This window comes from Falsiroseomonas sp. HW251, from assembly GCF_050563545.1.
GTDB lineage: Bacteria > Pseudomonadota > Alphaproteobacteria > Acetobacterales > Acetobacteraceae > Falsiroseomonas.
Genome location: NZ_JBNXUM010000020.1, coordinates 1 through 12299, shown reverse-complemented (window position 1 = coordinate 12299; position 12299 = coordinate 1). Strand labels below are relative to the sequence as shown.

Here is a 12299-nt window from a genome sequence, read left to right as displayed (position 1 = left end):
AAGGACCGCGGCGGTCCTTCTGCGGCAAGCTTGGCCGGATGGACGCCCTCCCCGACCCGCGCACCAGGCTCGAGGCCTATGCCCGGCAGAGCCTGCCTCGCTACACTTCCTACCCCACCGCGCCGCATTTCGCGGCGATGGAGGAGGCGACCTATAACGCCTGGCTGAGCGCGCTGGCGCCGGACGACACGCTCTCGCTCTACCTGCACGTCCCGTTCTGCAAGGAGCTCTGCTGGTATTGCGGCTGCCACACCGCGATCACCCGCAGCGAGGCGCGGGTCGGCCGCTACGCCGATGCGCTGCTGCGCGAGATCGCCATGCTGGCCGAGGCGCTGCCCGCGCGCTTCCCCGTGGTGTCCCTGCATCTCGGCGGCGGCACGCCGTCCGCGATCGGCGCGCCGGCGCTGGCGCGCATCATGGCCGCGCTGCGCACCGGCTTCGCCTTCCGCGGGGATGCGGAACTGTCGGTCGAGCTCGATCCCCGCACGCTGGACGACGACGTCGTCGCGCTTCTCGGCCAGGCCGGCTTCAACCGCGCGAGCCTCGGCGTGCAGGACATCGACGCGGAGGTCCAGCGGCTGTCCGGCCGCATCCAACCCCGCGGGATGGTGGAGAGCGCCGTGACGCGGCTGCGCGGCGCCGGCATCGCCGGCATCAATGTCGACCTGATGTACGGCCTGCCCGGCCAGGATTGCGCGCATGTCGAGGCGAGCGCGCGCTTCGCCGCCGACCTCGGCGCGTCGCGCGTGGCTGTCTTCGGCTACGCCCATGTGCCCTGGATGAAGCCCGCGCAGAAGGCGATCGCGGAGGCGCTGCTGCCCGACACCTCGGCGCGCATGGAGCAGGCCGATGCAGCGGAACGTGCGCTGCTGGCGGCGGGCTATGTCGCGGTCGGGCTCGATCACTTCGCGCGGCCGGACGACCCCATGGCGATCGCAGCCAGGACAGGCACGCTGCGGCGCAACTTCCAGGGCTACACGACGGACCGCGCGCCGGTGCTGCTCGGGCTGGGCGCGAGTGCGATCGGGTCGCTGCCGCAGGGCTACGTCCAGAACATCGGGGATGAGCGCGCCTGGCTCGCCGCGGTGAATGCGGGGACGCTTCCCGTTGCGCGGGGCCTCGCGCTGACCGAGGACGACCGGGTCCGCCGCGACCTGATCGAGGCCGTGATGTGCGACCTCGCACTCGATCTCTCGCGCGTGCCGGCCGAGGTCATGCGGACCGCGCAGCCACGGCTCGCGCCGCTGCTTCAGGACGGGCTGGCAACCCTGGAAGATGGCTGGCTGAAGGTGACCGAGAACGGGCGCCGCTTCGTGCGCCACGTCGCTGCCTGCTTCGATGCCCGGCTCGCCGCCAGCCAGGCCCGGCACAGCCGGGCCGTGTAGTCGGCCTGGTTACGCCGCCTGCCTGCAGATCCGCCCGAGCATCGACGTGAGCTCCGCGGGATCGTAAGGCTTGGCGAGCACCATCGCATCCTGGTGCCCCGCCGGCAGGCCGGAAGCGCCGTAGCCCGTCGCTATGACATAGGGGATGCCGCGCTGCGCCAGCACGTCGGCCACGGGAGTCGAGGTCTCGCCGGCCAGGTTGAGGTCGAGGACCACGGCGTCGGGACGCTCCCGCGCCAGCAGCGACATCGCCTCGTCCACCGTGGCGGCCGGGCCCATCACGCCGAAGCCGGCATCGAGAAGCGCATCCTCGACCAGCATGGCGACCAGCGCCTCGTCCTCGACAACCAGGACCTTGCGCCCATCCATCGCCATTTGATCATCTCCCGAGACGCACGACATCGCGCGAATGAGATAGCTCTAACGCGAGATGCGCCGAGGAGTCGCTCACATTCGCGCGTGATCGCGCCGGAGGAACGGTTTTAACGAGGCGCGACCCAGTCCCGGCGCGGATCGGCCAGCCATCGTGGCGCGATCCAGGCACGGGCCATGCGCGCACCGCGGGCGGTTACGACGCGCACCCGCGACAAACGGTAGCAGGCCCCCTCATAGGCGCGGAGGCGCCGCATCGCATCCGGCGCCAGGCGCGGCATCAGCAGCCCCGCAACCTCGCCTTGCCCAGGCAGCAGCGTCGGCCAGGGCGTCCCTCTGAGATGCACGCGGCGGTGCCCGGAAAGCCGTGCCGGCACCGCGCGCAGCGGCGGCGTGCGGCCGGCAAAGCGGGCGAAGACCCTGGGATCGAGCAGCGTGCCGTAGACGAAGATCGCCTCGCCCACCTTCGGCCCGAACGATCAGTGCCCGGCGTTGGCGCCCGAGAAATCCGGCGCCGCGAGGCCCGAGGCCTCGACCTGCTGCGCGATCTGCGCCTTCAGCCGCTCGAGCCCGGCTTCGCTCCTGGCTTCCGCACGCGCGACGAGCACGGCCTGGGTGTTGGAGGCGCGCAGCAGCCACCAGCCGTCGTCCGTCAGCACGCGCACGCCGTCGACGTCCTGGACCTTCGCGCCCGCGGCGGCGAGGCGCTTCTTCACCTCCTCCACCACCTCGAACTTGCGGGTGTCGGGGCAATCGAAGCGGAGCTCCGGCGTGTTGATGACCTGCGGCAGCGCGGCGCGGACCGCGGAAAGCTTCGTCGTCATCCGCGCGACGATGCCGAGCAGGCGGACGGCGGAATAGGGCGCGTCGTCGAAGCCGTACCACTTGTCGGCGAAGAAGATGTGGCCCGACATCTCGCCGGCCAGCGGGCTGCCGGTCTCGGCCATCTTCGCCTTGATGAGGGAATGGCCGGTCTTCCACATCAGCGGATTGCCGCCGGCCTTGGCGATCTCGTCGAACAGCACCTGGGATGCCTTCACGTCGGCGATGATCGTGCCGCCGGGCTTCGACTTGAGCACGTCGCGCGCCAGCACCACCAGAAGCTGGTCGCCGAACAGGATGTGGCCCTCGTCGTCCACGACGCCGATGCGGTCGCCGTCGCCGTCGAAGGCGATGCCGAGATCGGCCTTTTCCTGCGCGACCTCGGTGATCAGCTGCTCGAGGTTCTTCGCCACCGTCGGGTCGGGATGATGCGCGGGGAAGGTGCCGTCGATCGTGCCGTTGATGACGTAATGCGTGCCCGGCAGCCGCGCGACGAGCTGCTTCACGATCTCGGCGGAGGAGCCGTTGCCGGGATCCCACACCACCTTCAAGGCGCGATCGCCGCCGTCCCAATCCTTCAGGATGCGAGCAACATACTGTTCGGAGACATCGACCTCGCGGTCGCTGCCGGTGGCGGCGGGCACCACGTCGCCCTCGGCGGCCATCCGGCCGATCTCCTGGATCTGCTTCCCGAAGAACGGCTTCTTGCCAAGCATCATCTTGAAGCCGTTGTAGTTCGGCGGGTTGTGGCTGCCGGTCACCATCGCCGCGCCGTCGGCCTCCAGCGCATAGGCCGCGTAGTAGAGCATCGGCGTCGGGCCGCAGCCCACACGCAGCACCTCGAGCCCGCAGGCGCGCAGCCCCGCGACGAGCTGCGCCTCCATCTCCGGCGAGGAGAGGCGGCCGTCATAGCCGACCGCGACCTTGCTGCCGCCCTGGCGCGACACGATGGAGCCGAAGCAGCGGCCGATCGCGAAGGCATCCTCGGGCTTTAGCGTCTGCCCGACGATGCCGCGGATGTCGTATTCGCGCAGCGAGGTCGGGTCGAAGCTGTGATGGAAGGCGGTCATGGCGTCGTGGCTCCCGGGCTCGCCGCTCAGGCGTATTTCTTGATGATGGTGCGCATCGCGGGTGCCATGTCTTCGCGCGCGAGGGCGAAGGCGACCTGCGCTTCCAGGTATCCCGCCTTGTCGCCACAGTCGAAGCGCCGGCCTTCATAGCGCACGCCGTGGAAGGGCTGCGTGCCGATCAGCTTCGCCATGCTGTCGGTCAGCTGGATCTCGCCGCCCGCGCCCTTTTCCATCTTCGACAGATACGCCATCACCTGCGGCATCAGCACGTAGCGGCCGATGACGGTCAGGTTGGACGGCGCCTTGTCCGCCGGCGGCTTCTCCACTAGGCCGGTGACCTCGACAAGGTTGCCCTTCGTCGCGCCGGGGGCGATCACGCCGTAGCGCGAGACATGCTCCATCGGCACTTCCTCGATCGCGACGACGTTACCCCCCGTCGCCTCGTAGGCGTCGGCGAGCTGCTTCATGCAGGACGTTTCGCAGAGCATCAGGTCGTCCGGCAGCATGATTGCGAAGGGGTCGTCCTGCACGAAATGCCGCGCGCACCAGATCGCGTGGCCGAGCCCGAGTGGCACCTGCTGGCGAGTCGAGACGATGGAACCCGGCGGCAGCGCCTGCGCCTGCAGCGCCGCGAGCTCCTTCTGCTTGTTGCGCTCAGCGAGCGTGCGTTCGAGCTCGTAGGCGACGTCGAACTGCTCGACCAGCATCGTCTTGCCGCGGCCGGTGACGAAGCAGAACTGCTCGATCCCCGCCGCGCGCGCCTCCTCCACCGCATACTGGATGAGGGGCTTGTCCACGACCGGCAGCATCTCCTTCGGCATCTGCTTGGTGGCGGGAAGGAAGCGGGTTCCCAGCCCGGCCACGGGCAGCACGGCTTTCCGGAGAGGCTTCACGGCGTTGTCCCTGGCTGTATCGGGCGGATGTGCCACGACCGGGTTAATGCGTCCACCGGCGCCCCGTCCCCCTAATCCCCGAGCAAAACGTCGCGTGCCTCGTTCAACCGGGCGGCCAGCCAATCGGAGCCGCCGGCATCGGGATGGGCGGCGCGCATCAGGCGGCGATGGGCGGCGCGGATGTCGTCCTCACCGGCGCCGGGGGCGAGGCCCAGGACCTCCAGCGCCTCCTCCCGCGTCATCGGCCCGGGCGCCCGGCCGGGGCGCGCGGCCTGCGCCTGGTCGCGCCAGTCGGGATGCGCGCGGTCGAGCCAGGCTTCCAGCAGCGGCACGCCCTCGGGGTCGCGGGCGGCGAGCTCGGCCATGAGGTCGAGCAGCCGCGGCAGATCGAGCTCGGCAAGGTCGGCGCCCTCGAACCGGCCGGCCTTGACGCGGCCGAACATCCGCCCGCTGTCGTGATCGAGGCCCATCGCGATGTGCGACGTCTCGACGTCGCTCTCCTGGCCGGGCGAGGCCGAGCCGCCGCGAGCGAAGGTGCGGGCCGCGCCGATCCCCTTCACCGTGCGCCAGATCGCCGGGCCGAAGAGCAGCAGCGACCACAGCGCCTGCACGCCCCGTCCCGACCAAAGCAGCAGGCCCAGCAGGAGCGCGCCAATGATGCCGCCGCCCCAGACCGCGGCGGTCTTGACCTGCGCGGGCTTCGCATCGGCGAAGACGCGCAGCAGCCCCAGCACCGCGGTCAGGGCGATCAGCCCGACGATGATCCAGGTCATCTGCGGGGCGCCGGCAATTGCCCGGCGATGGCGCGCGCCGAGGCCGAGGTCAGCCGCGCGAGCGCCTGCCTCCCGCCGGCGGCGAAGACCGCGACCGCCCGCAGCAGGTCGCGCAGCGCGTCGGCGCTGGCCGCGTCGAAGGGTGCCCAGGCGCCGCCCGACAGCTTCGCGATCTGGCGGAAGGCGGTCTCCACCACCGGGTTTCGGCCTTCCTGGAAGGTGAAGACCGGCGTGCCGCGCAGGCCGAGCTCGCCCGCGGCGTGGCAGATCGGGTCGATGTCCTCCTCCAGCGCGTCGCCGATCAGGATCACCGCATTGACCTTGTCCTTCTGCGTCTCCGCCACGCAGTGCTTCAGCGTGCGCAGGATCTGGGTGTGGCCGCCGAGGCAGGTGACGCCCGTCATGCGCTTCGCGAGGTCGTCGGCATTGGTCAGGAAGGGCGTCGCCGCGAATTCCTGGAAGCCGCGGTAGTAGGCGAGGCTGACGGCCAGGCCGCCGACGTCGCGCACTGCCATGAACATCTCGCCCTGCAGCTGGCAGGCACGGTCCCAGGTCGGCTGGCGGGACGCCGTCGCGTCGATGGCGAAGATCAGCCGCCCCGGCTTGCCGGAGGCAGGCCGGACCGTCGGCATGGCGGCGACCTTCTGGAGGAAGGCAGCGACGGCGGCATTGCCGGGCTTGTCCGGCAGGTTGGTCATGGGGTGAACATGGGCGCGGGTGGCGTGGCAGGAAAGGGTGGGGCATGCGCCTCGGGGTGTTTGCGGATGTGCATGGGAACCTGCCGGCGCTCGAGGCCGTCCTGGCCGACATGCGCCGGCGCGCGGTGGACGCCGCGGTGAACCTCGGCGATCTCGTCTCGGGCCCGCTCTGGCCGCGGGAGACTCTGGCCGTGCTGCGCGAGGGCGGCGTCCCGGCGCTGCGCGGCAACCACGACCGCTGGGTGAGCGAGGGCGGCGAAGGCGCGTCCGACCGCCACGCTATCGCCGCGCTGGACGCGGAGAGCATCGCCTGGCTTGGCGCGCTGCCGGTGCGGCTGGAGCCGGCCCCCGGCGTGCTGGCCTTCCACGCCTGCCCGGAGGACGACAACGCCTACCTGCTCGAGGATGTCCGAGACGGGCGGCTGGTGCCGGCGCCGGCCGCACTGGTGGCGGCGCGGCTGGGCGAGGTCGCGGCAGGGCTGGTGCTCTGCGCGCACAGCCACCTCGCGGGGCTGCGCGTGCTGCCGGACGGGCGGCATGTCCTGAACCCTGGCAGCGTCGGCTGTCCCGCCTATGCCGATCCAACGGCGCCGGCGCATGTGTCGGAGGCCGGCTCGCCGGTCGCGCGCTACGCCGTGGTGGAGATTGCGGAGGGCCTGCTGCGCGCGGCCGAGATGATCGCACTTCCCTACGACCACGAGGCCGCGGCCAGGCGCGCCGAGGCGAATGGCCGCCCGGACTGGGCGCATGCGCTGCGCCACGGCGCGATGCCGGGCTGATGGCACGCTGGGTCGAGGTGCCGGCGGATGTCGCGGCAAGGCATCCGCTGCACGGCATGCGGGGGTGGCTGCGCTTCTTCTCGATCTGGATCGCGCTGGCGGCGATCGGCGGGGTTATGCTGGCGGTCAGGGACGCGGGAACGCTGGCCGGGGCTGCGGGCGGGGATGCCGTGGCGGAATCGCTCATCGGCCTGGTCACCACGGCGGTGCAGCTTGTTGTGGCGGTGCTGTGGTTCCGCGCATGGCCCCGCTTCCGGCGCTTCTTCGCGGGGCTGGTGGTGGTCGCGACACTGGTCGCGCTGGCTTTCGATCTCTGGGAGTGGCGCGCGCTCGATGGCGGGTCGTCGGATGCGCTGGCCGAGCAGGTCGCGACGGACCTGGTGGGCACGGCGGGGATGCTGGTGCTGCTGGCCTACATGCAGGCCAGCCGGCGCTTCCGCGTGACCTTCGAGAACCGGGTGCGGCAGGACGATTGGCTGCTCGCAGACCTCCGCTGAGTTACCCGCGCAGCCCATGGCTGCCGACGACGCGCACGGGGTGGAACGAGACGAGTTCCACGCGATCCAGCCATCCCGAGATCGGACCGTCCCAGACGGACGAGGCACGGCCGAGGGCCGCCGTCGCCGACGATGAACCGCCCTGCTGCAACGTGACATGCGGCACCCAATCGCCCGGCCGATAATGCGGATCGAGGGCGAAGCCGGCGAGCGCCGTGCACAGCGCCTCCTGCGCCGCAAGCAGCGGCGGGGTGACCACGGGGGCGGCCCACAGCACCGGCGTCGGCATGGGAAAGACCCCGAGACCCGCGATCGTCAGCGGAAGGCGTCGCCATGGCGCGATGATGCGCGGCAGCGTCGCCTCGACCGCGGGAAGCGCGTCATCGGCCAGCACCGCCAGGGTCAGATGCGCGGGATAGCCGTGATGCGGCGGATCGGCGGGATCACGCGCCGCCAGCCGCAGGCTCTCGATCCGCGCGGCCGCCGCGTCGTCGAGGCGCAGCGTGACGGCGACCGGCACCGGCGCCGCGCCGTCCGCTATCCCGCCTTCAGCCCGTTCGCCTGCGCTGCCGCGAGTGCCGTCATGTTGACGATGCCGCGCGCGGTGACGCTCGGCACCAGCACATGGATGGGCCTGGCCATGCCGAGCAGGATCGGGCCGACCTGCAGGCCCTCGGCCGCGGCCTTCAGCAGGTTGAAGGCGATGTTCGCGCTGTCGAGGTCCGGCATCACCAGCAGGTTCGCGGCATCCGTCAGCGGGCTCTGCGGCACGGCGCGCGCGCGGATCGCGGGGACCAGGGCGGCGTCGGCGTGCATCTCGCCATCCACCTCGAAATCCGGGTTGCGCGCCAGCAGCGCCTTCAGCCCGCGGCGCATCTTCTGCGCGCCGGGCGCGCCGGAGGCGCCGAAGCTGGAATGCGACAGCAGCGCGGCCTTCGGCGTGATCCCGAAGGCGCGGATCTGCTCGGCGGCCAGCATCGTCATGTCGGCGAGCTGCTCCGGCGTCGGGTCCACGGTCAGGTGCGTGTCCACGAAGAACAGGTGCCCGTTCGGCAGGATCAGCGCGGAGAGCGCATAGACCCGCGCGACGTCGGGCTGCTTGCCGATGACGTCAAAGGCGTGGTGCCAGTGGCTCAGCCAGTCGCCAGTGCCGCCGCAAAGGCAGGCATCGGCCAGCCCCGCTTCCAGCAGCAGCGCCGCCGCGACGGTCGGGCGGTTGCCGACGCGCCGCGTCGCGGCATCCGGCGGCACGCCGCGCCGCGCGACCTTGCCGACATAGAGCGCGACCAGCGGGTCGAAGATCGCGTTGTCCGCATTGGGATCGAGCACGCGCACGGACTCCCGGAAATCCATGCGCAGCCCCATGGCCTGGGCGCGCGCGGCGATGCGGTCGCGCCGGCCGATCAGGATCGGCTCGGCAAGCCCCTCATCCAGCACGGTCTGCACGGCGCGCAGAGTGCGCTCGTCCTCGCCCTCGGCGAAGACGACGCGCGCGGGGCGCGAGCGCGCGACCTCGAAGACCGGGCGCATCAGGTTGCCGCTGCGGAAGACGAAGCGCTCGAGCTCGCGGCGATAGGTGTCGAGGTCGGCGACCGGGCGCCGCGCGACGCCCGATTCGGCAGCCGCCTTCGCCACCGCCGGCGCGATCTCCAGGATCAGGCGGGGGTCGAAGGGCTTGGGAATGATGTAGTCCTGGCCGAAGACCGGCGCGTGGCCGCCATAGGCCGCGGCGACGACCTCGCTGGCTTCCATGCGCGCCAGGGCGGCGATCGCATCCGCCGCGGCGACCTTCATCTCCTCGTTGATCGTCGTGGCACCCGCATCCAGCGCGCCGCGGAAGATGAAGGGGAAGCAGAGGACGTTGTTGACCTGGTTAGGGTAGTCGCTGCGCCCGGTCGCCACGATCGCGTCGGGACGCACGGCGCGCACGGCCTCGGGCAGGATCTCGGGCTCGGGGTTCGCGAGCGCGAGCACCAGCGGCTTCGGCGCGAGCTTGCCGAGCCACTCCGCCTTCAGCACGCGCGGCGCGGAGAGGCCGAGGAAGATGTCCGCCCCCTCCAGCACGTCTTCCAGCTTCCGCGCGTCGGTGTCCTGCGCATAGGCTGCCTTGAAGGGATCGGTGTTCGGCCTTCCCTTCCAGACCACGCCGTCGATGTCGCAGATCGTCACGTTCTCGCGCCGCAGCCCCATCGCGACGAGGAGGTCGAGGCAGGCGATCGCCGCGGCGCCACCGCCGGTGTTGACGACCTTCACCTCCTCGATCCGCTTGCCCTGCAGCAGCAGGCCGTTGCGCACCGCGGCCGCCACGATGATCGCCGTGCCGTGCTGGTCGTCGTGGAAGACCGGGATCTTCATGCGCTGGCGCAGCGTGCGCTCGATCTCGAAGCACTCCGGCGCCTTGATGTCCTCGAGGTTGATGGCGCCGAAGCTGGGCTCCAGCACGGCCACGGCCTCGATGAACCTTTGGGGGTCGCGTTCCTCGATCTCGAGGTCGATGGAATCGATGCCGGCGAACTTCTTGAAGAGCACGGCCTTGCCCTCCATGACCGGCTTGCCGGCGAGCGCGCCGATCGCGCCGAGCCCGAGCACCGCCGTGCCGTTGGAGATCACCGCGACCAGGTTGCCGCGCGCGGTGTAGTCCCAGGCCTTGTCGGGGTCCTTGGCGATCTCCTCGCACGCCGCGGCGACGCCGGGGCTGTAGGCGAGTGCCAGGTCGCGCTGCGTGGCCATGCGCTTGGTCGGCTCGATGCTGAGCTTCCCGGGCTGCGGCAGGCGGTGATAGTCCAGCGCCGCCTTGCGGAAATCCTCGTCCATCCCGGCACCTCCGCCGACAGTCTAGGCGGGTTCGGGCGCCGAGGCGACATTGCGGCGGCGCTTGCCGGCCGTCGCGGGCTGCGGGACAGTGCGACGGGCAGCCCGGAACGGGCCCCGCGCCACGGCGCGGCACACCGCCCCGCCCGGTCCAGGCCGTGCCGACCCCGGGCGATGCCCGGGGGTCCGAGCGAGGGAGAACACGCCATGAAGCTCTATTTCTTCGACGGCTCGACCACCTGCCGCCCGATCATGATGTTCGCGACCGAGGCCGGCCTTTCCATCGAGACCGTGCCCGTCAACCTCTTTGCCGGCGAGCACAAGGGCGAGGCCTATACCGGCATCAACCCGAACCAGCTCATCCCCGTGCTGGAGGAACGGGACGGCCACCGCCTGTACGAAAGCTCGGCGATCCTGAAATACCTGGCCGACGTGTCGAAGCACGCGGCCTGGCCGAGCGATCCGCGCGCGCGGGCGGCGGTGAATTCGCGGATGGACTGGTTCAACACCGCCTTCTACCGCAACTTCGGCTACGGCTATGTCTATCCGCAGGTCCTGCCCTACCTCGCCTGGGAGGATCCGGCGATGCAGGCGGCGGCGCTGGCGAAGGCCAAGGCGGAGTCCGAGCGGCTGTTCGGCATCCTGAACGACCACATGCTGACCGACGCCGCGCCGTTCCTCGGCGGGCAGGAGCCCGACCTGTCGGACTTCATGGGTGTCGCCTTCGCCACGATCGGCGAGCTCGTGGGCTGGGACTACTCGCGCTGGCCGCGGGTCGAGAAGTGGATCGCGGCAATGAAGGCGCGGCCCAGCTGGAACCCCTGCAACGGCGGCTTCCATGGCTGGCGCGATATGCTGCGGGGGCAGGCGGCATGAGCAACCCCGCGCAGATGTTCCACCACGTCGCCTATCGCTGCCGCGATTCCGAGGCGACGCGCGCCTTCTACGAGGATTTCCTCGGGATGCCGCTGGCACAGGCCTTCGAGATCAAGCGGACGGCGACGGGGCGCGACGCCTCGGTCCTGCACAGCTTCTACCGGCTGAAGGACGGCAGCTTCCTCGCCTTCTTCGAGGTCCCGGACAGCGAGTTCGACTTCAAGACGCAGCACGATTTCGACCTGCATGTCGCGATGGAAACCTCGCCGGACGAGCTGCAGGCCGTGCTGGCGAAGGCGAAGGCGGCGGGGATGGAGGCGCGCGGTCCGTCGGACCACGGGATCATGCACTCGATCTACTTGCGGGATCCCAACGGCTATGTCGTGGAGCTCGCGGCCAAGACGGCGGGGCATGACGCCGACATGGACCCCGCGAAGAACGGGGCGCGGGCAACGATCGACGCCTGGACGAAGCGAAAGGCGAGCTGAGCTGCCGGTGCTGTTCGCCGGCCCCGGCGGGCCGGCGGATGGTGCGGTCGAGAAGATTCGAACTTCCACGGGGTTGCCCCCACCAGCACCTCAAGCTGGCGCGTCTACCATTCCGCCACGACCGCTGATCCGGTAGAGGGCGCGCCTATAGCCCATGACAATCGCCTCGACAACACGCTCCCCCGAATGGATCGCCGCCCCCGGGCTCACGCCCTATGAGGAGGCGGTGGCGACGATGGAGGCGCGCGTCGCCGCCATCCGCGCCGGCGAGGCGAGAGAGCTGGTCTGGCTGGTCGAGCACCCCCCGACCTACACGGCCGGGACCTCGGCGCGGCCCGAGGACCTGCTGGAGAAGCGTTTCCCCGCCGTGGCGGCGGGACGCGGGGGGCAGTGGACCTACCACGGGCCGGGGCAGCGGACGGGGTATGTCCTGCTGGACCTGACGGAGCCGCATGGGACGGTGAAGGCGCGGGACGTGCGCGCCTATGTCCATGGGCTCGAGGAATGGCTGATCCGGGCGCTCGACCGCTTCAACATCAGGGGCGAGCGGCGCGAGGGGCGGGTCGGTATCTGGGTCGCGGACCGCGCGCGCGGGACGGAGGACAAGATCGGCGCAATCGGCGTGCGGGTGACGCGCTGGGTGAGCTGGCACGGGGTGGCGCTGAACGTGGATCCCGACCTCTCGCATTTCGGCGGGATCGTGCCCTGCGGCGTGGCGGAGCATGGGGTGACGAGCCTGCACCGGCTCGGGGTGACGGCGACGATGGAGGAGGCGGATTCCGCGCTGATGGCGGCCTGGACGGAGGTGTTCGGGGCGGGCGGAGCATTTTAGCGT

14 protein-coding genes and 1 tRNA gene are annotated in these 12299 nt (G+C 70.8%); 6 read left to right on the top strand and 9 right to left on the bottom strand.

Going from position 1 to position 12299, the window contains the following annotated elements; all coding sequences use genetic code 11:
• Positions 1 to 38: 38 nt before the first annotated feature.
• A complete protein-coding gene (hemN, locus tag ACLF3M_RS22270; protein ID WP_430659181.1) occupies positions 39 to 1385 on the top strand; it encodes an oxygen-independent coproporphyrinogen III oxidase in 1347 nt (448 codons plus the stop codon).
• 9 nt (positions 1386 to 1394) lie between these two features.
• Here hemN and ACLF3M_RS22265 read toward each other — a convergent pair whose 3' ends face one another.
• From ACLF3M_RS22265 to ACLF3M_RS22240, 6 genes are all read right to left on the bottom strand, one after another.
• A complete protein-coding gene (locus ACLF3M_RS22265; protein ID WP_430659180.1) occupies positions 1395 to 1760 on the bottom strand; it encodes a response regulator in 366 nt (121 codons plus the stop codon).
• A 107-nt stretch (positions 1761 to 1867) separates the two neighbouring features.
• Positions 1868 to 2221 carry a gamma-glutamylcyclotransferase family protein gene (locus tag ACLF3M_RS22260; protein ID WP_430659179.1) on the bottom strand — a complete coding sequence of 118 codons (354 nt, stop codon included), beginning with the start codon at positions 2219 to 2221 and terminating at the stop codon, positions 1868 to 1870.
• Positions 2222 to 2236: 15 nt separating this feature from the next.
• On the bottom strand, positions 2237 to 3649 hold the full coding sequence (gene pgmG / locus ACLF3M_RS22255) for a phosphoglucomutase/phosphomannomutase PgmG (RefSeq protein ID WP_430659178.1): 1413 nt from the start codon (positions 3647 to 3649) through the stop codon (positions 2237 to 2239).
• Positions 3650 to 3675: 26 nt separating this feature from the next.
• Entirely contained in the window at positions 3676 to 4542 is an 867-nt protein-coding gene (gene galU / locus ACLF3M_RS22250; RefSeq protein WP_430659177.1) for a UTP--glucose-1-phosphate uridylyltransferase GalU, read from the bottom strand.
• Between the two features lie 71 nt (positions 4543 to 4613).
• Positions 4614 to 5315 carry a hypothetical protein gene (locus tag ACLF3M_RS22245; protein WP_430659176.1) on the bottom strand — a complete coding sequence of 234 codons (702 nt, stop codon included), beginning with the start codon at positions 5313 to 5315 and terminating at the stop codon, positions 4614 to 4616.
• Positions 5312 to 6013, bottom strand: a complete 702-nt coding sequence (locus ACLF3M_RS22240; protein WP_430659175.1) for a VWA domain-containing protein — start codon at positions 6011 to 6013, stop codon at positions 5312 to 5314. The genes ACLF3M_RS22245 and ACLF3M_RS22240 overlap by 4 nt, the downstream gene beginning before the upstream one ends.
• A 44-nt stretch (positions 6014 to 6057) precedes the next feature.
• Here ACLF3M_RS22240 and ACLF3M_RS22235 point away from each other — a divergent pair, with 44 nt between their 5' ends.
• Positions 6058 to 6792 (top strand): metallophosphoesterase family protein, encoded by a 735-nt coding sequence (locus ACLF3M_RS22235; protein WP_430659174.1) that lies wholly within the window; start codon positions 6058 to 6060, stop codon positions 6790 to 6792.
• The gene (locus ACLF3M_RS22230) at positions 6792 to 7289 is read left to right on the top strand and encodes a hypothetical protein (RefSeq protein ID WP_430659173.1); all 498 of its coding nucleotides are present in this window, start codon (positions 6792 to 6794) and stop codon (positions 7287 to 7289) included. Before ACLF3M_RS22235 ends, ACLF3M_RS22230 begins: the two co-directional genes overlap by 1 nt.
• A gap of 1 nt (position 7290) precedes the next feature.
• Here ACLF3M_RS22230 and ACLF3M_RS22225 read toward each other — a convergent pair whose 3' ends face one another.
• The gene (locus tag ACLF3M_RS22225; protein ID WP_430659172.1) at positions 7291 to 7809 is read right to left on the bottom strand and encodes a 2'-5' RNA ligase family protein; all 519 of its coding nucleotides are present in this window, start codon (positions 7807 to 7809) and stop codon (positions 7291 to 7293) included.
• 17 nt (positions 7810 to 7826) lie between these two features.
• Positions 7827 to 10103, bottom strand: a complete 2277-nt coding sequence (locus tag ACLF3M_RS22220) for an NADP-dependent malic enzyme (protein WP_430659171.1) — start codon at positions 10101 to 10103, stop codon at positions 7827 to 7829.
• Positions 10104 to 10307: 204 nt separating this feature from the next.
• Here ACLF3M_RS22220 and ACLF3M_RS22215 point away from each other — a divergent pair, with 204 nt between their 5' ends.
• Together ACLF3M_RS22215 and ACLF3M_RS22210 are read left to right on the top strand one after the other, a co-directional pair.
• Positions 10308 to 10976, top strand: coding sequence for a glutathione S-transferase family protein (locus ACLF3M_RS22215; RefSeq protein WP_430659170.1), 669 nt, complete (start codon positions 10308 to 10310; stop codon positions 10974 to 10976).
• Positions 10973 to 11464: a VOC family protein gene (locus ACLF3M_RS22210; protein WP_430659169.1), complete on the top strand. Its 492-nt coding sequence runs from the start codon at positions 10973 to 10975 to the stop codon at positions 11462 to 11464. The genes ACLF3M_RS22215 and ACLF3M_RS22210 overlap by 4 nt, the downstream gene beginning before the upstream one ends.
• Before the next feature lie 39 nt (positions 11465 to 11503).
• Here the strand turns inward: ACLF3M_RS22210 and ACLF3M_RS22205 are convergent.
• Positions 11504 to 11589 (bottom strand) — tRNA-Leu (locus tag ACLF3M_RS22205).
• A 29-nt stretch (positions 11590 to 11618) separates the two neighbouring features.
• Here ACLF3M_RS22205 and lipB point away from each other — a divergent pair.
• Positions 11619 to 12296, top strand: a complete 678-nt coding sequence (gene lipB / locus ACLF3M_RS22200) for a lipoyl(octanoyl) transferase LipB (protein WP_430659168.1) — start codon at positions 11619 to 11621, stop codon at positions 12294 to 12296.
• The last annotated feature ends 3 nt before the right edge of the window (positions 12297 to 12299 follow it).